Source organism: Allobosea eneae, from assembly GCF_042657265.1.
Classification (GTDB): Bacteria; Pseudomonadota; Alphaproteobacteria; order Rhizobiales; family Beijerinckiaceae; genus Allobosea; species Allobosea eneae.
Window position 1 is genome coordinate 176,728 of sequence record NZ_JBHSLW010000011.1, and the last position, 22,040, is coordinate 198,767.

Annotated in this window: 30 protein-coding genes and 1 other RNA gene; 25 read left to right on the forward strand and 6 right to left on the reverse strand. The window is 66.1% G+C overall.

The features are described from left to right. Positions 1-65: 65 nt before the first annotated feature. Both ssrA and ACFPOB_RS10845 read right to left on the reverse strand, forming a co-directional pair. Positions 66-452, reverse strand: a transfer-messenger RNA (tmRNA) gene (ssrA, locus tag ACFPOB_RS10840). Positions 453-541: 89 nt separating this feature from the next. Further along, positions 542-838 carry a PepSY domain-containing protein gene (locus ACFPOB_RS10845; protein ID WP_377798217.1) on the reverse strand — a complete coding sequence of 99 codons (297 nt, stop codon included), beginning with the start codon at positions 836-838 and terminating at the stop codon, positions 542-544. A 285-nt stretch (positions 839-1,123) separates the two neighbouring features. On the opposite strand from ACFPOB_RS10845, the gene ACFPOB_RS10850 reads away from it, so the two are divergent. From ACFPOB_RS10850 to ACFPOB_RS10860, 3 genes are read left to right on the forward strand one after another with little or no spacing between them, the layout of a single operon-like run. Further along, positions 1,124-1,918 (forward strand): thymidylate synthase, encoded by a 795-nt coding sequence (locus ACFPOB_RS10850; RefSeq protein WP_377798219.1) that lies wholly within the window; start codon positions 1,124-1,126, stop codon positions 1,916-1,918. Further along, entirely contained in the window at positions 1,915-2,397 is a 483-nt protein-coding gene (locus ACFPOB_RS10855) for a GNAT family N-acetyltransferase (RefSeq protein WP_377798220.1), read from the forward strand. Before ACFPOB_RS10850 ends, ACFPOB_RS10855 begins: the two co-directional genes overlap by 4 nt. A 4-nt stretch (positions 2,398-2,401) precedes the next feature. Next, entirely contained in the window at positions 2,402-2,917 is a 516-nt protein-coding gene (locus ACFPOB_RS10860; protein ID WP_377798222.1) for a dihydrofolate reductase, read from the forward strand. Positions 2,918-2,937: 20 nt separating this feature from the next. Here the strand turns inward: ACFPOB_RS10860 and ACFPOB_RS10865 are convergent, their stop codons facing one another. Together ACFPOB_RS10865 and ACFPOB_RS10870 are read right to left on the reverse strand one after the other, a co-directional pair. Continuing rightward, on the reverse strand, positions 2,938-3,360 hold the full coding sequence (locus tag ACFPOB_RS10865) for a type II toxin-antitoxin system VapC family toxin (protein ID WP_377798223.1): 423 nt from the start codon (positions 3,358-3,360) through the stop codon (positions 2,938-2,940). After that, positions 3,357-3,611, reverse strand: a complete 255-nt coding sequence (locus ACFPOB_RS10870) for a type II toxin-antitoxin system Phd/YefM family antitoxin (protein ID WP_377798224.1) — start codon at positions 3,609-3,611, stop codon at positions 3,357-3,359. The genes ACFPOB_RS10865 and ACFPOB_RS10870 overlap by 4 nt, the downstream gene beginning before the upstream one ends. A 256-nt stretch (positions 3,612-3,867) precedes the next feature. Between ACFPOB_RS10870 and hflK the strand changes: the two genes are divergently transcribed. From hflK to ACFPOB_RS10895, 5 genes are all read left to right on the forward strand, one after another. Then, entirely contained in the window at positions 3,868-5,055 is a 1,188-nt protein-coding gene (hflK, locus tag ACFPOB_RS10875; protein WP_377798226.1) for an FtsH protease activity modulator HflK, read from the forward strand. Beyond that, entirely contained in the window at positions 5,052-5,978 is a 927-nt protein-coding gene (gene hflC, locus ACFPOB_RS10880) for a protease modulator HflC (RefSeq protein ID WP_377798227.1), read from the forward strand. Before hflK ends, hflC begins: the two co-directional genes overlap by 4 nt. A 21-nt stretch (positions 5,979-5,999) precedes the next feature. Further along, positions 6,000-6,185, forward strand: a complete 186-nt coding sequence (locus ACFPOB_RS10885) for a DUF2065 domain-containing protein (RefSeq protein ID WP_137879617.1) — start codon at positions 6,000-6,002, stop codon at positions 6,183-6,185. A gap of 171 nt (positions 6,186-6,356) precedes the next feature. Next, on the forward strand, positions 6,357-7,889 hold the full coding sequence (locus tag ACFPOB_RS10890; RefSeq protein ID WP_377798229.1) for a DegQ family serine endoprotease: 1,533 nt from the start codon (positions 6,357-6,359) through the stop codon (positions 7,887-7,889). Between the two features lie 144 nt (positions 7,890-8,033). Beyond that, positions 8,034-8,375, forward strand: coding sequence for a DHCW motif cupin fold protein (locus ACFPOB_RS10895; RefSeq protein ID WP_377798230.1), 342 nt, complete (start codon positions 8,034-8,036; stop codon positions 8,373-8,375). 3 nt (positions 8,376-8,378) lie between these two features. On the opposite strand, the gene serB is transcribed toward ACFPOB_RS10895, so the two are convergent. Beyond that, entirely contained in the window at positions 8,379-9,269 is an 891-nt protein-coding gene (serB, locus tag ACFPOB_RS10900; protein WP_377798231.1) for a phosphoserine phosphatase SerB, read from the reverse strand. Here serB and miaA point away from each other — a divergent pair. The 13 genes from miaA to ACFPOB_RS10965 all read left to right on the forward strand — a co-directional run bounded on the left by miaA (position 9,237) and on the right by ACFPOB_RS10965 (position 18,918). Continuing rightward, positions 9,237-10,232, forward strand: a complete 996-nt coding sequence (miaA, locus tag ACFPOB_RS10905; protein WP_377798233.1) for a tRNA (adenosine(37)-N6)-dimethylallyltransferase MiaA — start codon at positions 9,237-9,239, stop codon at positions 10,230-10,232. The genes serB and miaA overlap by 33 nt on opposite strands. Positions 10,233-10,442: 210 nt before the next feature. Further along, positions 10,443-12,206, forward strand: coding sequence for an acetolactate synthase 3 large subunit (locus tag ACFPOB_RS10910; RefSeq protein WP_377798235.1), 1,764 nt, complete (start codon positions 10,443-10,445; stop codon positions 12,204-12,206). Positions 12,207-12,346: 140 nt separating this feature from the next. After that, the gene (locus ACFPOB_RS10915) at positions 12,347-13,054 is read left to right on the forward strand and encodes an aspartate/glutamate racemase family protein (protein ID WP_377798237.1); all 708 of its coding nucleotides are present in this window, start codon (positions 12,347-12,349) and stop codon (positions 13,052-13,054) included. Positions 13,055-13,118: 64 nt separating this feature from the next. Next, positions 13,119-13,394 carry an AbrB/MazE/SpoVT family DNA-binding domain-containing protein gene (locus ACFPOB_RS10920; RefSeq protein ID WP_377798238.1) on the forward strand — a complete coding sequence of 92 codons (276 nt, stop codon included), beginning with the start codon at positions 13,119-13,121 and terminating at the stop codon, positions 13,392-13,394. Continuing rightward, the gene (locus ACFPOB_RS10925; RefSeq protein ID WP_377798239.1) at positions 13,391-13,780 is read left to right on the forward strand and encodes a type II toxin-antitoxin system VapC family toxin; all 390 of its coding nucleotides are present in this window, start codon (positions 13,391-13,393) and stop codon (positions 13,778-13,780) included. The genes ACFPOB_RS10920 and ACFPOB_RS10925 overlap by 4 nt, the downstream gene beginning before the upstream one ends. Then, positions 13,777-14,490, forward strand: coding sequence for a glutathione S-transferase family protein (locus ACFPOB_RS10930; protein ID WP_377798240.1), 714 nt, complete (start codon positions 13,777-13,779; stop codon positions 14,488-14,490). Before ACFPOB_RS10925 ends, ACFPOB_RS10930 begins: the two co-directional genes overlap by 4 nt. Further along, a complete protein-coding gene (gene ilvN / locus ACFPOB_RS10935; protein ID WP_377798241.1) occupies positions 14,487-15,023 on the forward strand; it encodes an acetolactate synthase small subunit in 537 nt (178 codons plus the stop codon). Before ACFPOB_RS10930 ends, ilvN begins: the two co-directional genes overlap by 4 nt. A 20-nt stretch (positions 15,024-15,043) precedes the next feature. After that, positions 15,044-16,315, forward strand: coding sequence for an FAD-dependent oxidoreductase (locus ACFPOB_RS10940; protein ID WP_377798242.1), 1,272 nt, complete (start codon positions 15,044-15,046; stop codon positions 16,313-16,315). Between the two features lie 91 nt (positions 16,316-16,406). After that, positions 16,407-16,730 carry an AbrB/MazE/SpoVT family DNA-binding domain-containing protein gene (locus ACFPOB_RS10945; RefSeq protein ID WP_377798243.1) on the forward strand — a complete coding sequence of 108 codons (324 nt, stop codon included), beginning with the start codon at positions 16,407-16,409 and terminating at the stop codon, positions 16,728-16,730. Next, the gene (locus tag ACFPOB_RS10950; RefSeq protein ID WP_377798244.1) at positions 16,696-17,067 is read left to right on the forward strand and encodes a type II toxin-antitoxin system PemK/MazF family toxin; all 372 of its coding nucleotides are present in this window, start codon (positions 16,696-16,698) and stop codon (positions 17,065-17,067) included. The genes ACFPOB_RS10945 and ACFPOB_RS10950 overlap by 35 nt, the downstream gene beginning before the upstream one ends. A gap of 8 nt (positions 17,068-17,075) precedes the next feature. Continuing rightward, positions 17,076-17,285 (forward strand): hypothetical protein, encoded by a 210-nt coding sequence (locus tag ACFPOB_RS10955; protein WP_377798246.1) that lies wholly within the window; start codon positions 17,076-17,078, stop codon positions 17,283-17,285. A 70-nt stretch (positions 17,286-17,355) separates the two neighbouring features. Beyond that, positions 17,356-18,093, forward strand: coding sequence for a helix-turn-helix domain-containing protein (locus ACFPOB_RS10960; protein ID WP_377798248.1), 738 nt, complete (start codon positions 17,356-17,358; stop codon positions 18,091-18,093). Positions 18,094-18,192: 99 nt separating this feature from the next. After that, a complete protein-coding gene (locus tag ACFPOB_RS10965; protein WP_377798249.1) occupies positions 18,193-18,918 on the forward strand; it encodes a haloacid dehalogenase type II in 726 nt (241 codons plus the stop codon). On the opposite strand, the gene ACFPOB_RS10970 is transcribed toward ACFPOB_RS10965, so the two are convergent. Further along, positions 18,919-19,473 carry a DUF924 family protein gene (locus ACFPOB_RS10970; RefSeq protein WP_377798251.1) on the reverse strand — a complete coding sequence of 185 codons (555 nt, stop codon included), beginning with the start codon at positions 19,471-19,473 and terminating at the stop codon, positions 18,919-18,921. 146 nt (positions 19,474-19,619) lie between these two features. On the opposite strand from ACFPOB_RS10970, the gene ACFPOB_RS10975 reads away from it, so the two are divergent. The 4 genes from ACFPOB_RS10975 (at position 19,620) to ACFPOB_RS10990 (ending at position 21,958) form a co-directional block, all read left to right on the forward strand. Further along, positions 19,620-20,270: a TetR/AcrR family transcriptional regulator C-terminal domain-containing protein gene (locus tag ACFPOB_RS10975; RefSeq protein WP_377798253.1), complete on the forward strand. Its 651-nt coding sequence runs from the start codon at positions 19,620-19,622 to the stop codon at positions 20,268-20,270. Positions 20,271-20,306: 36 nt separating this feature from the next. After that, positions 20,307-21,326 (forward strand): ketol-acid reductoisomerase, encoded by a 1,020-nt coding sequence (gene ilvC, locus ACFPOB_RS10980; RefSeq protein ID WP_377798254.1) that lies wholly within the window; start codon positions 20,307-20,309, stop codon positions 21,324-21,326. 189 nt (positions 21,327-21,515) lie between these two features. Beyond that, positions 21,516-21,701: a hypothetical protein gene (locus ACFPOB_RS10985; protein WP_377798256.1), complete on the forward strand. Its 186-nt coding sequence runs from the start codon at positions 21,516-21,518 to the stop codon at positions 21,699-21,701. A 26-nt stretch (positions 21,702-21,727) separates the two neighbouring features. Further along, positions 21,728-21,958 (forward strand): hypothetical protein, encoded by a 231-nt coding sequence (locus tag ACFPOB_RS10990; protein WP_377798257.1) that lies wholly within the window; start codon positions 21,728-21,730, stop codon positions 21,956-21,958. Positions 21,959-22,040: the final 82 nt, after the last annotated feature.

Here is a 22,040-nt window from a genome sequence, read left to right on the forward strand (position 1 = left end):
GGGTCCGGGTTCCGTTTCCGCTCCTCTGGCGACCCACTCAGGTCCAGACAAAATTCAGGCAAAAAAGTGGAGGCTTCTGTTGCCAGGCGCCTCCGAGCCCCGCCTTACGCGGCTAAGCGCAAGGGCTTTGGTTTGGGAACCAGCACCGCTTACGCGGCGACAGCAACCCGAGCATTGTTGTCGTTGGCAACTATGCAACGGCCCGATAACGGCGGAACCATGCCGGGCAAAAGAACAACCTTTACACCCTCGTCGATCCTATTTCGCCCCCGCCGCAGCCCTGCAGCGCTGAGGCTGCAAGTGTTCCTGCTGCTCGCGCCGCAGGGCTGGGGTGGAGGCGCCGGGTACCGCCCCCGGGTCCGAAAGGCTTATTACGAAGTCCGTTTATCGCCATAGCCGTTCTTGCGAGCGGCAAGCGGAATATAGGCGCTGTAAACGCGCGGGGAAAGAGAGCAGGACGTCGCTCCGGCTAATTTCTGCGCAAACACGAAAAAGCCGCGGGAAGAGCCCCGCGGCCTGTGTTTTCTCGGCAGAAATGCGATCACGGTGCGGCAGCGCCGCCGATCACCGAGCCGTCATAGGCGTTGAGATCGAGGGTGACCTCGACACCGCCCTGAGCGCGCCCGGCAATCTCCCAGCGCCAGTCGGCGAGGGCGATCTCCTCGACATGGACTAGGCCGTGGCGGAAGGCGATCGAGCGCGCCTGGGACTCCGTGATCTTCGGCGCGGTGGCGGTCGCCGGGTTCTGAGGCTTGGCTTCAGCCGAGGCCGACGCCGAAGCATGCCCTGCCAGGCCCGCTGCCAGAAGCAACGCGGCCAGCATCGATAGTCTGGTCATGATACGGTCCACATCAGCCGGGCTTTTGATGGAGCATCGGATCGTTCCGTTAAACCGGAAGCCACTTTCGTCCGATGCTCCAAGCGCAGGCCCGAAGCGCCCCTTCTGTTCATCCGGCATCCAGATTGGGGCGATCCTTCGGCATTGCAATGTCCGGTGCGATCACGATTTATTTCGATAACGCGAGGGCTGCGCGAAAAGCGGTTGAGAGCTGCGGCAGGCGGGGAGCGCTCCGGCGCGGATAGCGCTAATATCGCGGGCTTTTCAGATTCGCATTCGGATTCAATGCACCAGTATCACGCCCTTCTGCAGCGCGTCCTTGACGAAGGCGTCCGCAAGGACGACCGGACCGGCACCGGCACGCTCGCCCTGTTCGGCCACCAGATGCGCTTCGACCTGTCGGAAGGCTTTCCGCTGGTGACGACCAAGAAGCTGCATCTGAAATCGATCATCCACGAGCTGATCTGGTTCCTGCGCGGCGACACCAATGTGCGCTATCTCCAGGAGAACGGCGTCAGCATCTGGGACGAATGGGCCGATGCGAACGGCGATCTCGGCCCGGTCTATGGCAGGCAATGGCGCTCCTGGCCGGCTCCGGACGGCGGAACGATCGACCAGATCGCCTGGCTGGTCGACGAGATCAGGCGCAATCCCGATTCGCGCCGGCTGATCGTCTCGGCCTGGAATCCCGCCGATATCCCGAAGATGGCGCTGGCGCCGTGCCATTGCCTGTTCCAGTTCTTCGTCGTCGACGGGCGGCTGTCCTGCCAGCTCTACCAGCGCTCGGCCGACGTCTTCCTCGGCGTGCCCTTCAACATCGCGAGCTATGCGCTGCTGACCCATATGGTCGCGCAGGTGACAGGCCTTGCCGTCGGCGATTTCGTCCACTCGTTCGGCGACACGCATCTCTATCTCAACCATCTCGACCAGACGCGCGAGCAGCTGTCGCGGACGCCGCGGGCGCTGCCGACGCTCCGGCTCAACCAGGGGGTGCGCAAGCTCGAGGATTTCCGCTTTGAGGATGTCGTGATCGAAGGCTACGACCCGCATCCAGCGATCAAGGCGCCGATCGCGGTATGACGCTGACCATTCGTCCTGCCCGGGCCGACGAGGTCGGGCTGGTGCTCTCCTTCGTGCGCGAGCTCGCCGAATACGAGAAGCTGCTGCACGAGGTCGAGGCCACCGAGGCCGACCTGGCGGCGGCCCTGTTCGGCCCGGAGCCCAAGGTGTTCTGCGATATCGCCGAATGGGATGGCGCGCCCGCCGGTTTTGCGATCTGGTTCTACACCTATTCGACCTTCACCGGCCGGCACGGCATCTGGCTGGAAGACCTCTATGTCCGGCCCGAGCAGCGCGGCCGCGGCATCGGCAAGGCGCTGATGGTGCGCCTCGCCAGGCGCTGCGTCGACGAAGGGCTGTCGCGCTTCGCCTGGTGGGTGCTGAACTGGAACGAGCCCTCGCGGGTGTTCTACCGCTCGATCGGCGCGGTGGCGCAGAGCGAGTGGACGGTGAAGCGGGTCGACGGGCCGGCGCTGCACAAGCTCGCCGCCGGGGGCTGAGCGGGTGGGCAAGCTTCCCGTCGTCCTGATCGCCGCGATCGCCGACAATGGCGTGATCGGCCGCGACAACCAGCTGATCTGGCGGCTGCGGACCGATCTGCGCCGCTTCCGCGAACTGACCATGGGCTGCCCGATCATCATGGGCCGCAAGACCTTCCTGTCGATCGGCAAACCCTTGCCCGGGCGCCAGAGCGTGGTCCTGTCGCGCGATCCGCAGTTCGGCCCGGACGGCGTCTATGTCGTGCCGACGCTGGAGCAGGCGCTGGAGACGGGGCAGCGGCTCGGCAAGGCGATGGGCGCGCGCGCCGTCATCGTCGCGGGCGGCGGCGAGGTCTATGCGCAGGCGCTGCCCCTCGCGGACCGGCTGGAGCTGACCTTCGTCCATGCCAGCCCGGACGGTGACGCGATCTTCCCGGCTTTCGACCGCTCGGCCTTTCGCGAAAGCGCCCGCAGCGAGCATCCGGCGGGCCCGGAGGACGAGCATGCCTTCAGTTTCGCATCGTTTGACAAGCAGGTTTGAGTTTTCGGTCGGGAAGCCGGTCAACCTTGCCACGGGTCGATGACGACGACGCCGGCGCCCTCGAAATCCCGGACATTGCGCGTCACCACGGCCAGATCGTGGACCAGCGCCGTGGCGGCGATGAGCGCATCCACTTCGTTGTGCCGATCGAGGATGTGGAGGTGTGCGCAGCGCGTGGCGATCTCGGCAGTGACGGGCAGAATGCGTCCGGCGAATTCCGGGCGGACATGATTGTCGAGCCAGGCTCGCAGGCGTGCGCCCTGCGCGGCGTCCCGGCGCTGGACGCCGAGCACGCCTCGTTCCAGTTCGAGGATGGTGATGGCCGAGATGAAGAAGCGCGCTGCGTCTTCCGCCGCGATCCAGGCCAGGACGCGACTGTCCGCCTTGCCGTCTCCGATCTTGCGGAGTTCCGAGACGACGTTGGTATCGAGCAGATAGCTCAAGACAGGTCGATCTTGCGCGGCGCGATTTGGGCGCGCTGCGGATCGAAGTCGACATTCGACAGGCCGGGCATGGCGAGCGCTTCCACAAGATTGCGGCGCTTGCCGCTCAGGCGTTGGAATTCGCCATAGGTCATCAGGACATGCGAGGGCTTGCCCCGGTCCGTGATCACGACGGGGCCTTCCTGCGCAGCCTTCTTGGCGCTGCTGACATCATGGTTCAGCTCGCGGCTCGACAGGGTGATCCACGCCATGATCGAACTCCATGTAGGTATGTACCTACATAAGCTGTCTAGTTTGCGAATGCAAGATCGGCCACAATGGGCGCGGGGGGCCTTTTGAGCCGCCGGATCGAGAGCTGCGACGAAGGGTCTACGACCAAAGGCGCTTGCGTCGTTGACGAATCCATGGCCGATGCCCAATTCAACGCCCATTGCGCCGGATGGCGCTGACAGCGTTCTGCCGTTCAGCTATGCACGGTCGAAGCAAAGAATGAGGAACGGCTGAGGCATGCCTTGGAGTAACCAGAGCGGTGGAAGCGGCGGCAGTGGCGGCGGCGGTGGTCCTTGGGGCCAGCGCGGCGGCGGCGGCAATGGCGGCGGCCCCTGGGGCGGCGGCCCTTCCGGCGGCAATACCCCGCCCGATCTCGAAGAGATCATCCGGCGCGGACAGGACCGGCTGAAGAATTTCATGCCGGGCGGCAATCTCGGCGGGCGCGGGCTCCTGCTCGTCGGTCTCGGCCTGGTGCTGGTCTGGCTCGCCACCGGCGTCTACACGGTGCGGCCCAACGAGGTCGGTCTCAATCTGATCTTCGGCAAATATGTCGGCAAGACCGCGCAGGGCCTGAACTATAACCTGCCTTATCCGATCGGCAGTGTGATCAAGCCGCAGGTGACCAACGTCATCACCACCGAGGTCGGCTTCCGCACCGTCGAATCGGCGCGCACCTCGCGCCAGACCGATGTCGGCGAGGAAAGTCTGATGCTGACCGGCGACGAGAACATCGTCGACATCGACGTGATCGTGCAGTGGCAGATCGATCCGGGTGCACCCGAGGCCTATGTCTTCAACATCCAGGACCCGCCGGGCACGGTGAAGGCGGTGGCCGAGAGCGCGATGCGCGAGGTCATCGGCCGGCGCAACATCCAGCCGGTGCTCACCACCGACCGCGCCGCGATCGAGACCGAAGTGCGCCAGCTGATGCAGGACACGCTGAACACCTACCGGGCCGGCGTGCTGATCCGGCTGGTGCAGCTGCAGAAGGTCGATCCGCCGCAGCAGGTCATCGACGCCTTCCGCGACGTCCAGGCGGCGCGCGCCGACCAGGAGCGCCTGCGCAACCAGGCCGAGACCTATGCCAACCAGGTCGTGCCCGAATCGCGCGGCCGGGCGGCCCAGCTCGTCCAGTCGGCCGAAGCCTTCAAGGACCAGACGGTCAACGAGGCGCTCGGCCAGATCAGCCGCTTCAACTCGGTCTATGAGCAGTACAAGAATGCGCCCGCCGTCACCCGCGAGCGCCTCTTCCTCGAAACCATGGAGCGCGTCTTCGGCGGCATGGACAAGGTGATTCTCGACCAGAACGGCTCCGGCAGTGGCGTCGTACCCTATCTGCCGCTCGGCGAACTCGGCCAGCAGCAGCGCCGGCCGGCCGGTCAGGCCCAGGCCCAGGGCCAGGCCCAGCAGGGAGCGACCCGATGAGCGGCTTTCTTCGCGTCGGCGTCCTGGCCGTCATCGCCGTCGCAGCGATCGTCTTCTACGCCGCGACCTTCGTCGTCCAGCAGACCCAGTCGGCGATCGTGCTGCGCTTCGGCGCGGTGCGCAGCGTCGTCACCGAGCCGGGGCTCTACTTCAAGCTGCCGGCTCCGTTCGAGCAGGTCACCTATCTCGACAACCGCATCCTCGATCTCGACCTGCCGGCGCAGGAAATCATCGCCTCGGACCAGAAGCGGCTCGTGGTCGACGCCTTCACGCGCTACCGGATCTCCGATCCGCTGCGCTTCTACCAGGCGGTCAACAACATCCCGCGCGCCAATTCGCAGCTCGCCTCGATCGTCAACGGTACCGTCCGCTCGGTTCTCGCCGAGGCGACGTTCACATCGATGGTCCGCAATGATCGCTCGCGGCTCATGAACCGCATCCGCGACGAGGTGAACCGGGAAGCGGGCCGGTTCGGCATGACCGTGGTCGATGTCCGCCTGCGCCGGGTCGACCTGCCGGCGGCCAACTCGCAGGCGGTGTTCCAGCGGATGCAGACCGAACGCCAGCGCGAGGCGGCCGAAGCGCGCGCGCTCGGCGGCCAGCAATCGCAGGAGATCAGGGCGCGGGCCGATCGCGAGGCGATCATCATCGTCGCTGAGGCACAGCGGAAGTCGGACGAGATCCGAGGCGAGGGCGAGGGCGAGCGCAACCGCATCTTCGCCGAGGGCTTCGGCAAGGATCCCGAGTTCTTCGCTTTCTACCGCTCGATGCAGGCCTATGAAGCGAGCCTGAAGTCCGGCGATACGCGCATGCTGCTCTCGCCCGACTCGCCGTTCTTCCGCTTCTTCAACGATCCGTCCGGCCAGCGCGCCGGCGCGGCGACCAGCGTGGCCCCGGCGACGCCGGCGGCCCCGAAGCCCTGACCTTATGACCGAGCGCTGCGCATGACAGATTTCCTCGCGGCGCTCGGCCTGGTCTTCGCCATCGAGGGACTGCTTTTCGCGTCTATTCCGGAGATCGCCAAGGAGGCGCTGCGCAGCGCCTCCGAGACTCCCGTCGAGCGCATGCGCCTTATCGGCATCGTCTCGGCGATCGTCGGGGTCGGCCTGGTCTGGCTGGTCCGGAGCTGAAAGCGTCCTCTGCGGCGATCACGGCATTATGACGCGATCTTGCGTCGCCCTTCCGCCGCATTTTGGCGTTCTTGAGTTGCGTTCGGATTCCGGCTGCGCTGCAATGCCGTCAAGGCGACCCCGTCACCCTCGGTCTCTTGGCGCGACATCATCATGATCATGAGGACATCGATGGCATTCACACATTCCCACGCCTACCGTCTGGCGCGGATCGCGGCCGTCGCCGGCATGGCGCTCGCGACGATGCCCGCCTTCGGCCAGGCGACGCCGGCGCCCGGCAACGTCCAGGCCGCGCCGCAAGCGCATGGCACCACGATCTCCCTGGCCGATCTCGCCGAGCGGGTGATGCCGGCGGTGGTCAACATCGCGGCGGTGACAACCAGCGAGACGCGTGGCCGCAACCTGCCGCAGCTGCCGCAGCTCGGCCCCGACACTCCCTTCGGCGACCTGTTCGAGGAGTTCTTCAATCGCCGCGGCCGTGGCGGCGAGCAGGGCCAGAACCAGCCGCCGCAGCAGCGCCGCTCGCAATCGGCCGGCTCGGGCTTCGTGGTCGATCCGTCGGGCCTGGTGGTGACCAACAATCACGTCATCGGCGACGCCAACGAGATCACCGTGGTGTTCAGCGACGGTCTGCGCCTCAAGGCCGAGGTCGTCGGCAAGGACACCAAGGTCGACCTCGCGCTGCTGCGCGTGAAGCACGACAAGCCGCTGCCTTTCGTCAAGTTCGGCGATTCCGACAAGATGCGGATCGGCGATCCCGTGATGGCGATCGGCAACCCGTTCGGTCTCGGCGGCTCGGTCTCGTCGGGCATCGTCTCGGCCCGCAACCGCGACATCAATCAGGGGCCCTACGACACCTATATCCAGACCGACGCAGCCATCAACAAGGGCAATTCGGGCGGCCCGCTGTTCAACATGGCCGGTGAGGTGATCGGCATCAACACCGCGATCCTGTCGCCGACCGGCGGCTCGGTCGGCATCGGCTTTGCCGTGCCGTCCTCGCTCGCGACCAACATCATCGATCAGCTGCGCGAGTTCGGCGAGACCCGCCGCGGCTGGCTCGGCGTGCGCATCCAGAACGTCGATGACGCAGCCGCCGAGGCGCTCGGCCTCGGCACCGCTCGCGGCGCCCTGATCGCCGGCATCGACGAGAAGGGGCCGGCGAAGCCCGCCGGCCTTGAAATCGGCGACGTGATCGTCAAGTTCGACGGCAAGGACGTCAAGGACTCGCGCGAGCTGCCGCGCATCGTCGCCGGCACCCAGGTCGGCAAGGACGTGCCGATCCAGGTGATGCGCAAGGGCAAGGAGCTGAGCAAGACCGTCAAGCTCGCCCGGCTCGAGGACGGCGAGAAGGTCCAGCAGGCTTCGGCCAACAAGCCGGCGGGAGAGGCCGCCAAGCCTGCGACCGCCTCGGCGCTCGGCCTCGAGTTCTCGGCGCAGAACGATGATCTGCGCAAGCGCTACTCGATCAAGGACGGGCTGAAGGGCGTCGTCATCACCAAGGTCGATGCCAACTCGAATGCCGCCGACAAGCGCATCCTGGTCGGCGAGCTGGTGGTCGAGGTCGGCCAGGAGCCGGTGAACTCGCCCGACGACGTCACCAAGCGGCTCGACGCCCTGAAGAAGGAAGGCAAGAAGTCGGCCCTTCTGCTGGTCTCGAACGCCCAGGGCGAGGTCCGCTTCGTCGCAGTGACGATGAACTGACCGCTTTCAACCGGCTTATCGATCAAGGAAGGCGGCCTCTGGGCCGCCTTTTTTCTTGCCGCTGATCGGCGTCATCAGCCTTTTGCATTGGCCGCGGGATCACGCCTGCGGCAGGGTCCGCAGCCGAGATCAAAGAGGCTTCCCATGCGGATGAGCGAGATTCCCTTCGGCACGACCGACTGGTCCTCCGTCGAGCCGGAGCATTTTGCCGGCGAGGAGGGGCAGGCGACCTGGCGCACGCGTCGTTTCGGGCCGGCGGACAATCCGATCCGCGTCAGGATGGTCGAATACTCGCCCGGCTATGTCTCGGATCACTGGTGCGAGAAAGGGCACATACTGCTCTGCCTCGAGGGCGAGCTGGAAACCACCTTGGCGGATGGCCGGGTGATGTGGCTGCGAGCCGGGATGAGCTACCAGGTTGCCGACAAGGCCGAGCCGCATCGCTCGCGCTCGCCAAATGGAGCGCGGCTTTTCATCGTGGATTGAGGCTCAGTTCCTGACGATCTCGTCGCCGCGATAGCCCTGGGCGTAAAGCAAAGCGGTGAGGTCGGCATGGTCGAGGCGGGCATCGGCCGCGGCTGCCACCGCCGGCTTGGCGCGATAGGCGACGCCGAGTCCGGCCTCGCCGAGCATGGCGAGGTCGTTGGCACCGTCGCCGACCGCGAGCGTCGCCTCGTCCGGCAGGGCAAAACGGGCGCGCAATTCAACCAATGCATCGAGCTTGGCCTGCTTGCCGAGGATCGGCTCGGCGACCACGCCGGAGAGCAGATTGCCTTCGCTGAGCAAGATGTTGGAGCGGTGCTCGTCGAAGCCGATCGTCCGGCTGATCGGGCTCGTGAAGACGGTGAAGCCGCCGGAGACCAATGCAGTGTAGCCGCCATTCGCTCGCATGGTGCGCACCAGCGCGCTGCCGCCCGGTGTCAAGGTGATGCTCTTCGCGATGATCTCGTCGACGACGCCGAGCGCAATGCCCTTCAGCAGGCCGACGCGCTCGCGCAGCGCCGGCTCGAATTCGAGCTCACCGCGCATGGCACGCTCGGTGATGTCGGAGACCTTCTCCTTCAGGCCGACATAGGCGGCGAGCTCGTCGATGCATTCCTGGCCGATGATGGTCGAATCCATGTCGGCGAGGAACAGGCGCTTGCGGCGCGTGGCGGCCGGCTGGACGATGATGTCGACCGGGATGTCGCCGAGCGCGTCGCGCAATGTCGCTTCGAGCTTGCGCCCATCGTCCGCTTCCGCGAAGAGGTCGGCCGCGATCTCGCCATCGAGGCGCTCGGTTCGCGCTCCAGTCGGCGCAGCGGCGCGCAGGCGGGCGAGCAGGCCATCGTCGAGCAGGGCCTGGCCATGGGCGGAGACGAAGGTGGCGACGAGCGTCATGACGGAGCCGGAGACCAAGTGAAATACAGCGCGGTGCTCATCGCAGGTCCGACCGCGAGCGGCAAGTCGGCGCTGGCCGTCGAACTCGCCAGGCGCTTCGGCGGCGTCGTGGTCAACGCCGACTCGATGCAGGTCTATCGTGACCTACAGGTCATCACTGCACGGCCGATGCCGGAGGAGATGGGCGAGGTACCGCACCGTCTCTATGGCCATGTCGACGGAGCAGTGAACCATTCGGCAGCGGCCTATGCGGCGGAAGTCGGTGCGCTCTTGCAGGAACTGGCCGGGCAGGGCGCTTTGCCCGTGCTGGTCGGGGGCACCGGGCTCTATTTCAAGTCGCTGACCGAGGGCCTCTCGGATATCCCGCCGGTGCCCGACGAGGTTCGCATCGCCTTTCGATCCCGGGCGGAGCGGCGCGACACAACCGAGCTGCATGCCGAGCTCGCCGGCAGGGATCCGGAAATGGCGGCGCGCCTGCGGCCGAGCGATCGTTTGCGGGTGATGCGGGCGCTGGAGGTGTTCGAAGCGACCGGGCGTTCGCTGGCGACGTTCCAGGGTTCGAGGCGGCCGGGGCCGCTGGCCGGACAGCGGCTGCTCAAGCTCTTCCTCGCGCCGGAGCGGGAGCTGGTGCGTGCCAGGATCGACGCCCGCTTCGATGTGATGATGGACCAGGGCGCGCTCGACGAGGTCGCGGCCCTGCGCGAGCGCCGGCTCGATCCGCTGCTGCCTGTGATGCGCGCCCATGGCGTGCCCGGGCTGATCGCCCATCTCGACGGCAGGCTGTCGCTGGACGAGGCGGTGGCTCGGGGCAAGGCCGATACCCGCGCCTATGCCAAGCGGCAGATGACCTGGTTCCGCCATCAGATGGAAGGTTGGACCGCCGTGGCGCCGGAGGCCGCACTGGACGTGGCAGTCGCGGCCTGCGCCGAGGACGCCTCGCTTGCCGGCTCTAATCCTGCTTGACCATGCGGCGCTGCTCGTTTAGCGTCCGGCAACTTTTGTTTCGACAGGGCTGCGACATGCGCAAGCTTATTATCGTAGAGGTGCGCTGGTAGGGGCCGGTTTAACAACCGGGCGTCCCCGACGCCAGCGCACGCCCAGGCCCCTCCGAGGGCCTTTTTTATTGCCTTTTTCCGACCGACACCGACAGACAGACCTCCGCAGGAGACCGTTATGAGCGAGATGATGACCGGCGCCGAGATGGTCGTTCGCGCCCTCCAGGACCAGGGCGTGGAGCATCTCTTCGGCTATCCCGGCGGCGCCGTGCTGCCGATCTACGACGCGATCTTCCAGCAGGACAGGGTCAAGCACGTGCTCGTCCGCCACGAGCAGGGCGCGGTCCATGCCGCCGAGGGCTACGCCCGCTCGGCGCCGGGCAAGGTCGGCTGCGTGCTCGTCACCTCCGGCCCCGGCGCGACCAACGCCGTCACCGGCCTGACGGATGCGCTGCTCGACTCGATCCCGCTCGTCGTCATCACCGGCCAGGTCCCGACGCATCTGATCGGCTCGGACGCCTTCCAGGAATGCGACACGGTCGGCATCACCCGCTCCTGCACCAAGCACAACTATCTGGTGAAGAGCATCGCCGATCTGCCGCGTGTCCTGCACGAGGCCTTCTATGTCGCCGCCAATGGCCGGCCCGGCCCAGTCGTGGTCGACATCCCCAAGGACATCCAGTTCGCGACCGGCGCCTATAGCCGCCCGCGCGACAACCAGCACAAGACCTACCGTCCCACGGTCAAGGGCGACCTCAACAAGATCAAGGCCGCGGTCGAGCTGATCGCCAAGGCCAAGAAGCCGGTCTTCTACACCGGTGGCGGCGTCATCAATGCCGGCCCGCACGCTTCGGCGCTGCTGCGCGAGCTGGCGCGTTTGACCGGCTACCCGGTGACCTCGACGCTGATGGGCCTGGGCGCCTTCCCGGCCGCCGACCGGCAGTGGCTCGGCATGCTCGGCATGCACGGCACCTACGAGGCGAACCTCGCCATGCATGACTGCGACGTCATGATCAATATCGGCGCGCGCTTCGACGACCGGATCACGGGGAGGCTCGACGCCTTCTCGCCGCACTCCAAGAAGATCCACATCGACATCGACCCGTCCTCGATCAACAAGAACGTCAAGGTCGATATCGGCATCGTCGGCGATTGCGCGCATGTGCTCGAGGACATGGTCCGGATCTGGCGCGAGACCTCGCCGCAGATCGACAAGACCGCGCTCACCGCCTGGTGGACGCAGATCGATGGCTGGCGGGCGCGCAAGAGTCTCGCCTACAAGCGCTCGGACACGATCATCAAGCCGCAATATGCGCTGGAGCGGCTCTATGCCCTGACCAAGGATCGCGACACCTACATCACGACCGAGGTCGGCCAGCACCAGATGTGGGCGGCGCAGTATCTGCATTTCCAGGAGCCGAACCGCTGGATGACCTCGGGCGGCCTCGGGACGATGGGCTACGGCCTGCCGGCGGCGATCGGCGTGCAGATGAAGCACCCCAAGGCGCTCGTCATCGACGTTGCCGGCGAGGCCTCGATCCTGATGAACATGCAGGAGATGTCGACGGCGGTTCAGTACCGGTTGCCGGTCAAGATCTTCATCCTCAACAACGAGTACATGGGCATGGTGCGCCAATGGCAGGAGCTGCTGCATGGCGGGCGCTATTCGGAGAGCTATTCGGCCTCGCTGCCGGACTTCGTCAAACTGGCGGAGGCCTATGGCGGCCATGGCATCCGCTGCTCCGACCCGGCCGATCTCGACCGCGCCATCATGGAGATGATCGAGACGCCCGGCCCGGTGATCTTCGACTGCCTGGTGGCGAAGGAAGAGAACTGCTTCCCGATGATCCCGTCGGGCAAGGCGCATAACGAGATGATCCTGCCCGATTTCGAAGGCGATACCGGCGAGATCATCGACGCCAAGGGCAAGCAGCTGGTTTGAGCCCAAACCCGGTTCCCGTCATCCCGGACAAGCCGCGGAGCGGCGCCGATCCGGGATCCATGCCGGAACCGTTCAGGAATGAATCCCGGGTCGAGCTGCGCTCGCCCGGGATGACCCGGCAGATTTGAGTGGGGGACCACATGGCGACCATCGGCCTGATCGGCGGGATGAGCTGGGAATCGACGGCGGTCTATTACCGGCTGCTGAACGAGGGCGTGCGGGCGCGCCAGGGCGGGCTGCATTCGGCTGATGTCCTGCTGCACTCCGTCGACTTCTCGCCGATCGCCGAGATGCAGGCCAAGGGCGACTGGGACCGGGCCGGGGCGGCGATGGCGTCGAGCGCGCGCCGGCTCGAGCAGGGCGGGGCAGTCTGCATCGTCCTCGCCACCAACACCATGCACAAGCTCGCCGACCACATCACCCAGGCGACGAACCTGCCCTTCCTGCACTTGGCCGATGTCACCGCCAAGGCGATCCGCAAGACGAGCGCGCGCCGGCCGCTGCTGCTGGCGACGCGCTTCACCATGGAGCAGCGCTTCTACCGCGACCGGCTCGCCGCCTTTGGTGTCGAGGCGCTGGTGCCGGACGAGGCGGAGCGGGCGGATGTCCACCGCATCATCTATGAGGAGCTCTGCCGCGGAGTGGCCCTGCCGGCCTCGAAGGTGCGCTATCGCGAGATCGTCGCGCGGGCAGTACGGGAGGAGGGCGTCGATGGCGTCATCCTCGGCTGCACCGAGATCGGGCTCCTGGTCTCGCAGGCCGATTTCGATGTCCCGGCCTTCGATACCACCGCTCTGCATGTCGAGGCGGCGCTCGACTTCACCTTGGCGATGGAGCAGGCGGCGTGACGATCCGTGGCGAAAGCCGGCGCGAGATGTTATCTTACCATCGTCTTACTTTTGGGGAGTGGTGATGGCGACGACGCGTCTGTCCACCAAGGGGCAGGTGATCTTGCCCAAGAGCATTCGCGAGCAGGGGCGCTGGGCGCCCGGCACCGAGTTCGAGGTGACGGCGCGCGACGGCGGCGTCTTCCTTGCGCCGAAGAGCCCGCGCAAGCGCTACACCATCGACGATCTGATCGGCTGCCTGCCCTATCACGGGCCGCCGAAGACGCTTGAGGATATGCAGAGGGGTATCGACCAGGCCATGGCCGAGCGCTGGAAGCGGAAGTCGGGCCTGGACCGGTGATCGCGCTCGATACCAACATCGTCGTGCGTCTCATCACGGAGGACGATCCGGATGCGGTCGTGCGTGCGCGTGCCTTGATCCTGGAGAGATCGGGGTTTGTGCAATCCACGGTGCTGCTCGAAACGGAGTGGGTGCTGCGCGCCGTCTACGGTTTCAAGAAATCGCAGATTGTCGAGGCGCTCCGTGTACTCGGCGAAACCGACGCGATCGAACTTGAGGATGGAGCGCGCCTGGACGCCATCCTTGGCCCCTATGAAGACGGCCTCGATTTCGGCGATGCCATCCATCTTGCTACCTGTCCGGTTGCGGCGTTTGCCAGTTTCGACCGTGCCTTGTTGACCAAGGCCAAGCATACCTTTCCTGAGCTGACGGTCGTCTCGCCATGAAGCTGATCATCGCCAACAAGACTCATTCCTCCTGGTCGCTGCGGCCCTGGCTTGTCCTCAAGCAGTTCGGCATCCCGTTCGAGGAAGTGCTGATCCCGTTCGGGCCGACCATGGACGACCCCGGTTGGAAGCGCGCCGTCGCCGACTATACGCCGGCCCGCAAGGTGCCCTCGCTGGTCGACGGGGCGATCGCGGTCTGGGATTCGCTCGCCATCATCGAATACATCGCCGAAACTCATCCCGAGCTGCCGATCTGGCCGCGCGACAAGACGGCGCGGGCGCTGGCGCGCTCGATCTCGGCCGAAATGCACTCCGGCTTCACCGCCTTGCGCGGCGCCTGCCCGATGAACCTCGCCTGGGTGCATCCGGCGCGCGATCGCGGCGAAGCGGTCGCGGCGGACATCGCCCGCATCACCGAGATCTGGCGCGATGCGCGCCAGCGCTTCGGGGCGGGCGGCGACTTCCTGTTCGGGGAATTCAGCGCTGCCGATGCGATATTCGCGCCGGTGGCGACCCGCTTCACCACCTATTCGATCGCGCTCGATCCGGTCAGCGCCGCGTATGTCGAGGCGGTACAGGGCACCGCTGGCTTCCAGGCCTGGCGCGAGGCCGCGTTGGCCGAGCCCTGGGTCGTAGCCGTCGACGAGCTCGATGAGCCCGTCCTCACCGATTTCCGTCCAAATCTCAGCCGAAGCCGAGCCCAGACATGAACACGACGCACTATCCGACCGCCCCGACTGCGCAGCCGATCGCCCGCCACACTTTGGCGGTGATCGTCGACAACGAACCGGGCGTTCTCGCCCGCATTGCCGGCCTGTTCTCAGGCCGCGGCTACAACATCGAGAGCCTCACCGTCTCGGAGACCGAGCACGAGAAGCATCTCTCGCGCATCACCGTCGTCACCTCCGGCACGGCGAGCGTGATCGACCAGATCAAGGCGCATCTCGACCGGCTGGTGCCGGTCCACCGGGTCGTCGACCTCACCCTTCAGGGCGAGGCGATCGAGCGCGAGCTCTGCCTGCTCAAGGTCGTCGGCAAAGGTGACCACCGCGTCGAGGCGATGCGGCTCGCCGCGGCCTTCGGCGCGCGCACGCTCGATGCGACGCTGACCTCCTTCGTCTTCGAGCTCACCGGCGCGACCGAGGAGATCGAACGCTTCATCAAGCTGATGACCGTGGTCGGCCTGACCGAAGTCTCGCGCACCGGCATCGCGGCGATGAGCCGCGGCCCGGAGGCGATGTAGCTCGCTAGATTGGTTGCGGCATGAGTCGCAGCCTTTCGATCGCGATCATCGGGTGCGGAACCGCCGGGCTGGCGGCCGCGCTGCTGCTCGAACGCGCTGGCCACACCGTCACGCTGGTCGAGCGCTTCAACGAGCCACAGCCGCTCGGCTCCGGCCTGATCCTCCAGCCGAGCGGGCTCGCCGTTCTGAACGAACTCGGCCTGGCCGGTACGCTGATCGCCACTGGCAGCCGGATCGATCGGTTGTTCGGTCTGAATGCCACCACAGACTCGGTGGTGCTCGATGTGCGCTACGCCGCACTGAAGCGCGAGCGCTTCGGCGTCGGCATCCATCGCGCGGCGCTGTTCGAGGCGCTGTTCGCTTCCGTGCAGAAGCGAACTGTCGCGATCGAGACCGGGGTCGAGGTCAGCGACGTCGATGCCTCTGCTGGCGGCAAGGTCTTGTTGATCGCTGCGGGCGGTCGCCGCCTGCGGCCGTTCGATCTGGTCGTCGATGCGTCGGGAACGCGCTCAGCTCTGCTTGGCCATGCCGCTCGCCCTGTGACCCGCACGCCGCTTGGCTATGGCGCGCTCTGGGCCAATGTCCCGCTCGCCGGGACCGACTTCGATCGTCACGCGCTCGAACAGCGCTATCGCCGCGCCAGCGTGATGGTCGGCGTGCTGCCGATCGGACGGCATGGCGAGGAGCCGGAGCCGCAGGCGGCGCTGTTCTGGAGCCTGAAGGCGGATGCGCTCGATGCTTGGTGCAAGGCCGGGCTGGCGGCCTGGAAAGCCGAGGTCGAGCGGATCTGGCCGGCGACCGCGCCACTACTCGCGCATATCGTCGCGCCCGACCAGTTGACCTTCGCGAGCTATCGCCACCAGACGTTGCCGCTACCTTATGGCCGGCGGATCGCCTTCATCGGCGATGCCGCCCATTCGACGAGCCCGCAACTGGGGCAGGGGGCGAACATGGCCCTGCTCGACGCCTATGCGCTGGCGGTGGCGCTCGACCAGGCCGGCGATCTTGATGCTGCGCTGCGCCGTTATGCCCAGCTCCGCCGCTGGCATGTGCGGCTCTATCAGGCGGCGAGCCGGATGTTCACGCCGTTCTATCAGTCCGATAGCGCCGTGCTGCCATTGATCCGCGACAGGGTGGTTCCGCCATTGGCGCGGTTGCCCGGCATCGACCGGATGCTGGCGCTGCTGGTCGCCGGCTTGATCGGCGATCCCTTGCGAAGACTTGGATCGAAGGAAGCCATTCCTGTTGAGGCAGTTGCCCGGAAGGCCGGCGATCAGCAGGCTGGACTCTGAGGCGTCGGCAGAGCGCAGGGCACGCGGACCGGTCGTCCGTTGTTGCGGGATATCCGGCTGGCCTCTATATGGATATCCGAAGGAGGCTGGCATGAAGGTCCAGGTCTCGAAATGGGGCAACAGCACCGCGGTGCGCCTGCCGAAGGCGGTGGTGAAAGAGCTCGGCCTGTCGCAAGGCATGACGCTCGACGTCACGGTCGATGACGGCGCAGTGAAGCTCGCGCCGGTGGAGGCGGCTGACCCCAATGCTCCGGTGCCGAATCCAATGCCCCGACCGGTCACGCTCGATTGGATCGTGGCCGAGATTCGTCGGCTGGGACCGGAGAACGAACCTGATGACGGCTGGGAGTGGGGACCGGATGTCGGCTCCGAAGTGATCTATGACGACTACAACCCGCGTAAGCCGAAGCCCTGAGCGAGGCGATGTCTTCTGGGTCGATCTCGGCCCGGTCAGCGGCTCTGAGCAAGCCGGTCGGAGGCCTGTGCTGGTGCTGTCGGACGCGAAACTCCACAGCGTTTCGCGCCGAACGCTGGTCTGCCCGATCACATCGAACATCAGTCCCTGGCCGACCAAGATCCTGATCCCGCCGGGCTGCGTCGTGTCCGGAACGATCCTGGTGGACCAGGCGCGCATGGTCGATCGGGGCGCCCGCGATTTTCGCTATGTTGGACGGTTGCCAGACGATATCACCTTGCTGGCTCGCGAACTGTTGGCTTCGTTCGTCGGGATCGATCTACCGGACGCCTCATGAATTCCGAGATGCTCAACCTGATTTCGCTCGGCCTTGGCGGCATCGGCTTCGCCTGTTTCGCCTGGCCGATCTATCAGCGCCTGACCGGCCAGGCAGAAGCCGAGCCGCTCGGTTCGGGCAAGAGTCTGCGCTCGCCGCTGTGGTGGGCCGGCTTCGTGCTGACGGTCGCTGCAATCTTCCTGCAGCGCATCGCCTCGCAGCAGGCGGCGGGCGGCTGAGGCTCTTGATCGCCTTCGCCGATCGGCGGCAAAGTGGGCTGCATGATGCTCTCTTGCGCCTGAGCAGGTGATGTCCATCCACCTCGAACTCCGCAGCTATCGCGGCGGCGACCGCCACCGCCACGACTACAGCCAGATCCTGCTGCCGATGCAGGGCGCGATGCGGCTCGATGTCGAGGGGCATCGCAGCGTCGTATCGAGCCAGTGCGTCGCGATCATCCCGCGCGAGCACGAGCATGATTTCGAGCCGAGCGCCGATTGCAGCATGCTCATCCTCGATGTCGAGGCCGGAGCCTTCACCGGCGAGGCAGAGCCGGCGCTGCTGCGCGACCCCGTGCCGTCGCTGACGCGGGTCGAGCCCTGGCTGTGGCGGATGTTCCGCCAGCTCGGCGCCGAGGTCGAGGCCGGGACTTGCCGGCCGAGCGATGCGGCTCGAATGGCCATGGCTGGGCTGCAACTGGTTGCGCCGCGTGCCATGCCTCGGCCGTTGTCGCGGGCGGAGGGCCGGGTCATCGAGGTCGCGCACTCTGGCGGGGCAGGGAGCGTCGCGGAGATGGCGCGGACCGCGGGCCTCGGCCAGAGCCGGTTCCATGCGCTGTTCCGCGCGACCACGGGGCAGTCGCCGAAGCAGGCACAACTGACCAGGCTGTTCGACGAAGCCGCCGAGCTGCTGGTCAAGACAGCGCTGCCGGTCTCGGAGATCGCTTACCGTCTCGGCTACCAGAACGCCTCGTCCTTCAACCGGCAGTTCAGGCGGCGCTTCGGCCTGGCGCCGTCGGAGTTCCGCGCGGCGGGTCGGAGCCGATAAGCGCAGCTTCGGTCAAATCGTTCGGAGCTTCGCCTCATCACGGTCCCGCAGGCGGCCGCTATGGTCGATGCAGCTCCGCATCCATGAGGACGACCCGCGATGACACTTACCGATTTCAAGGTTCTGACCTTCGACTGCTACGGTACGCTGATCGACTGGGAGACTGGAATCTGGAACGCGCTGCAGCCGCTGATCAGCGCCGGCCGGCTCCACATCGAGCGCGAGGAGGCGCTGGCGCGCTTCGGCAAAATCGAGAGCGAACTGGAGGAAGCCGGCCCGTCGCTGCGTTATTCGACGCTGCTCGCGGCCGTGCATGCCCGGCTCGCCAAGGATCTGGGCGTCCATATCCATGCTGATCTGAACGAGCGCTTCGGCGGCTCGGTGCCGGACTGGCCGGCCTTCCCGGATTCCGCCGAGGCGCTCGCCTATCTCAAGCGCCACTACAAGCTCGTCATCCTCTCCAATGTCGATAGGACGAGCTTCGCGGCCAGCAATCGCAAGCTCGGCGTGACCTTCGACGCGATCTACACGGCCGAGGATATCGGCTGCTACAAGCCCGATCCGCGCAATTTCGCCCATTTGCTGGCGCATCTCGAGGCCGATCTCGGCCTCGCGGTCGGGGATGTCCTGCATACCGCGCAGAGCCTGTTCCACGATCATGTCCCGGCCGAGCGGGCGGGGCTGGCGCGCGCCTGGATCGACCGGCGCTTCGGCATGGCCGGTAGCGGTGCGACGCAGATGCCCGCCAACCAGCCGAAGGTCGACTTCTATTTCAAGAGCATGGCCGAGCTGGCCGAGGCTCACCGAAAAGCGGTCAAAGGCTGATCAGCCGCTGAAGCCACCATCATCGAGGAAGCGTCGCTCCTCGGCCGAGCTCTCTCGGCCGAGGACGGCGTTGCGGTGCGGGAAGCGGCCGAAGTCGCGGATGATGTCGCGATGGACGATCGCCCATTTGGTCGAGTCGTCGTCGCCCGAAGCCTTGCTCAAGGCGACGCAGCGCTCCTGGTCCGCAAGATCCTCGGAGTGCATGAACGGCATATAGATGAAGCGGCGCTCCGGGTTCTCGAAGACCTCGTCGAAGCCGCGCGCGATCGCCCGGTGAGCGACCTCGCGCGCCAGCGGGTCGGCGGCGAAGGCGTGGGCTGAGCCGCGATTGAGGTTGCGCGGGAACTGGTCGAGAAGGATCAGCAGGGCATAGACGCCCTCCGGGGTCTCTTCCCAATCGGAGAGCTCGCCGCGTGCGGCGGCGTCTACCAACGGCCGGAAGCGGCTGGCGATCTCGGCGTCGAAGTCCTCGTCCTTGGCGAACCATTTGTCCGGGCCGGCCTCCCGCCAGAAGGCGAGGACCTCGGCGGCTTCAGGTGGGGTCGTCTGTGGCATCGTAGGCTCCGGCGAGGCTGTTTTGCGAGGAAGATATAGGTGCCCTGACAGCCCAAGTGGCGATGAAATTTCTCCAGCACGCCCTTGCGCCCCGGCAAGCGCTGCGGTAGATGCCAGAACCGTAACGTACGGTACTCTCCGGATTGATGAACGACATTGCGACGCATAGCCAAGGCGAGGCGCTGAGCGAGCGGCAGCAGGCCGTGCTCGACGCCGTGCTGGCGCTGATGGTGGAGCAGGGCGACCAGCTGACCATGACCGCGGTGGCGCGGCGGGCGAGTTGCTCGAAGGAGACGCTGTACAAATGGTTCGGTGACCGCGACGGCCTGCTGACCGCGACAGTGCAATGGCAGGCCTCGAAGGTCCGCGCCGATAATTACGACCGCCAGGCGCTCGACGCGGCGACGCTGCGCAAGAGCCTGCGGGACTTCGCCGAGAACTGGCTGAGCGTGATCACGAGCCAGACCTCGATCGCCCTGAACCGCGCCGCCATCGGCCATGCCGCCTCGGGCAAGAGCAATCTCGGCGGCATCGTGCTGGCGAACGGGCGTTTCGCCATCGGCGAGCGGCTGAAGCCGGTCCTGGAAGCTGGCCGCGCGGCGGGACTGCTCGATTTCGACGACGCCGAGACGGCGTTCCGCACCTTCTTCGGCCTCGTCGGCCGTGACGTCCAGATCAGGCTGCTGCTGGGCGATGCGCTCGACGCCGGCAAGGCTGAGATCCAGCGCGACGCGGCCCGGGCCACCGACCAATTCCTCGCCCTTCACGGACGGCAGGGTGCCGTACCGAAAGCCTGAAGCCTAGAGATCAACCCCAAGGGAAGGACGCATCCAATGCGCGTTTATTACGATCGCGACGCCGACATCAACCTGATCAAGGGCAAGAAGGTCTGCATCGTCGGCTACGGCAGCCAAGGCCATGCCCATGCGCTCAACCTGCGCGATTCCGGCGTCAAGGACGTCATCATCGCGCTGAAGGCCGGCTCGGCCACCCGCAAGAAGGCCGAAGAGGCCGGCTTCAAGGTCATGACCCCGTCCGAGGCCGCCAAGGTCTCCGACATCATGATGATGCTGACCCCGGACGAGCTGCAGGGCGACATCTACCGCGACGAGCTCGCCGCCAACATGAAGGAAGGCGCCGCCCTCCTGTTCGCGCACGGCCTCAACGTCCACTTCAACCTGATCGAGCCGCGCAAGGACCTCGACGTGCTGATGGTCGCGCCGAAGGGCCCGGGCCACACCGTCCGCTCCGAGTATCTGCGCGGCGGCGGCGTGCCGACCCTGATCGCGATCCATCAAGACGCGACCGGCAACGCCCATGATCTCGGCCTGTCCTATGCCTCGGCCAATGGCGGCGGCCGCGCCGGCATCATCGAGACCACCTTCAAGGAAGAGTGCGAGACCGACCTGTTCGGCGAGCAGGTCGTGCTCTGCGGCGGCCTGGTCGAGCTGATCAAGGCCGGCTACGAGACGCTGACGGAGGCCGGCTACGCTCCCGAGATGGCCTATTTCGAGTGCCTGCACGAAGTGAAGCTGATCGTCGACCTCATCTATGAGGGCGGCATCGCCAACATGAACTACTCGATCTCGAACACCGCCGAGTATGGCGAGTACGTCACCGGCCCGCGTATCATCACCGCCGAGACCAAGGCCGAGATGAAGCGTGTGCTCAGCGATATCCAGTCGGGCAAGTTCACCCGCGACTGGATGCTGGAGAACAAGGTCAACCAGACCTCGTTCAAGGCGACCCGCGCCCGCTACGCCGCTCACCCGATCGAGGAAGTCGGCGCCAAGCTGCGCGACATGATGCCGTGGATCAAGGCCAAGGCCCTGGTCGACAAGAGCAAGAACTGAGGCGAGAGGCCGGGCTTCGGACGCAGATTCAACGCGATGCGAGGATGATTCCGGGATCTCTTCTAACCGCTTGAGAATAAAAGGAACGGGCGCTGGCAGGGCGCCCGTTTCGCGTTGCGGGGCCTCGTCTCGGGAACCGCGTCCCGCGGTAGGCGTTGATGCTCCAGTCGATGGAAGCAGGAGCGTGCCATGACCGGCCAGGAGGACCTGAAACGCAGGGCGATCGAGCGGCTGCATCAGCGCCATGCCCGTCACGGGCTGGCCGATGTCGCCAAGCCGGCATCATGGAACGACCAGCTCTCCATCTTGTTGCTGGGTGGATTTCTCGCCGTCACGCTGCTCGCGAGCGCGCTCTTGCGCGCCGTCGGGGGCTGATGGTCCGGGGCAGAATGGAGGCCGTCATGCAGAGCGTTCAAGACGACGTCAAGACGCGCGAGGCGCGCATTCCGGAGAAGGGTGGCGAGCCGATCCCGCCGATGCGGGCGGATGTCCATTCCGATGCCGACCCGGCGGTCGAGACTCCGGTGGAGGCGCGGCAAGGCTTCCTCGGCCGGCCGGTGCTGATCGTTCTGGTGGCGGGTCTGGCGCTCGCGATCGTTGGCTGGGGGATTGCCGAGATGTGGGCGTACTGAGCTGATTCCAGCCGGGGAAATCTCCGACGAAAGATATTTCCGCACGAAGCTGATTCAAGCTGAACAGATGGAGGCGATGATG

What these genes read in the sequence shown, in the direction of transcription:
- ACFPOB_RS10845 (WP_377798217.1), bottom strand. Translation starts at nt 838, where the DNA reads ATGACCAGACTATCGATGCTGGCCGCGTTGCTTCTGGCAGCGGGCCTG.
- ACFPOB_RS10850 (WP_377798219.1), top strand. Translation starts at nt 1,124, where the DNA reads ATGCACCAGTATCACGCCCTTCTGCAGCGCGTCCTTGACGAAGGCGTC.
- ACFPOB_RS10855 (WP_377798220.1), top strand. Translation starts at nt 1,915, where the DNA reads ATGACGCTGACCATTCGTCCTGCCCGGGCCGACGAGGTCGGGCTGGTG.
- ACFPOB_RS10870 (WP_377798224.1), bottom strand. Translation starts at nt 3,611, where the DNA reads ATGGCGTGGATCACCCTGTCGAGCCGCGAGCTGAACCATGATGTCAGC.
- hflK (WP_377798226.1), top strand. Translation starts at nt 3,868, where the DNA reads ATGCCTTGGAGTAACCAGAGCGGTGGAAGCGGCGGCAGTGGCGGCGGC.
- hflC (WP_377798227.1), top strand. Translation starts at nt 5,052, where the DNA reads ATGAGCGGCTTTCTTCGCGTCGGCGTCCTGGCCGTCATCGCCGTCGCA.
- ACFPOB_RS10885 (WP_137879617.1), top strand. Translation starts at nt 6,000, where the DNA reads ATGACAGATTTCCTCGCGGCGCTCGGCCTGGTCTTCGCCATCGAGGGA.
- ACFPOB_RS10890 (WP_377798229.1), top strand. Translation starts at nt 6,357, where the DNA reads ATGGCATTCACACATTCCCACGCCTACCGTCTGGCGCGGATCGCGGCC.
- ACFPOB_RS10895 (WP_377798230.1), top strand. Translation starts at nt 8,034, where the DNA reads ATGCGGATGAGCGAGATTCCCTTCGGCACGACCGACTGGTCCTCCGTC.
- miaA (WP_377798233.1), top strand. Translation starts at nt 9,237, where the DNA reads ATGGGCGGAGACGAAGGTGGCGACGAGCGTCATGACGGAGCCGGAGAC.
- serB (WP_377798231.1), bottom strand. Translation starts at nt 9,269, where the DNA reads ATGACGCTCGTCGCCACCTTCGTCTCCGCCCATGGCCAGGCCCTGCTC.
- ACFPOB_RS10910 (WP_377798235.1), top strand. Translation starts at nt 10,443, where the DNA reads ATGAGCGAGATGATGACCGGCGCCGAGATGGTCGTTCGCGCCCTCCAG.
- ACFPOB_RS10915 (WP_377798237.1), top strand. Translation starts at nt 12,347, where the DNA reads ATGGCGACCATCGGCCTGATCGGCGGGATGAGCTGGGAATCGACGGCG.
- ACFPOB_RS10920 (WP_377798238.1), top strand. Translation starts at nt 13,119, where the DNA reads ATGGCGACGACGCGTCTGTCCACCAAGGGGCAGGTGATCTTGCCCAAG.
- ACFPOB_RS10930 (WP_377798240.1), top strand. Translation starts at nt 13,777, where the DNA reads ATGAAGCTGATCATCGCCAACAAGACTCATTCCTCCTGGTCGCTGCGG.
- ilvN (WP_377798241.1), top strand. Translation starts at nt 14,487, where the DNA reads ATGAACACGACGCACTATCCGACCGCCCCGACTGCGCAGCCGATCGCC.
- ACFPOB_RS10940 (WP_377798242.1), top strand. Translation starts at nt 15,044, where the DNA reads ATGAGTCGCAGCCTTTCGATCGCGATCATCGGGTGCGGAACCGCCGGG.
- ACFPOB_RS10945 (WP_377798243.1), top strand. Translation starts at nt 16,407, where the DNA reads ATGAAGGTCCAGGTCTCGAAATGGGGCAACAGCACCGCGGTGCGCCTG.
- ACFPOB_RS10950 (WP_377798244.1), top strand. Translation starts at nt 16,696, where the DNA reads ATGACGACTACAACCCGCGTAAGCCGAAGCCCTGAGCGAGGCGATGTC.
- ACFPOB_RS10955 (WP_377798246.1), top strand. Translation starts at nt 17,076, where the DNA reads ATGCTCAACCTGATTTCGCTCGGCCTTGGCGGCATCGGCTTCGCCTGT.
- ACFPOB_RS10960 (WP_377798248.1), top strand. Translation starts at nt 17,356, where the DNA reads ATGTCCATCCACCTCGAACTCCGCAGCTATCGCGGCGGCGACCGCCAC.
- ACFPOB_RS10965 (WP_377798249.1), top strand. Translation starts at nt 18,193, where the DNA reads ATGACACTTACCGATTTCAAGGTTCTGACCTTCGACTGCTACGGTACG.
- ACFPOB_RS10970 (WP_377798251.1), bottom strand. Translation starts at nt 19,473, where the DNA reads ATGCCACAGACGACCCCACCTGAAGCCGCCGAGGTCCTCGCCTTCTGG.
- ACFPOB_RS10975 (WP_377798253.1), top strand. Translation starts at nt 19,620, where the DNA reads ATGAACGACATTGCGACGCATAGCCAAGGCGAGGCGCTGAGCGAGCGG.
- ilvC (WP_377798254.1), top strand. Translation starts at nt 20,307, where the DNA reads ATGCGCGTTTATTACGATCGCGACGCCGACATCAACCTGATCAAGGGC.
- ACFPOB_RS10985 (WP_377798256.1), top strand. Translation starts at nt 21,516, where the DNA reads ATGACCGGCCAGGAGGACCTGAAACGCAGGGCGATCGAGCGGCTGCAT.
- ACFPOB_RS10990 (WP_377798257.1), top strand. Translation starts at nt 21,728, where the DNA reads ATGCAGAGCGTTCAAGACGACGTCAAGACGCGCGAGGCGCGCATTCCG.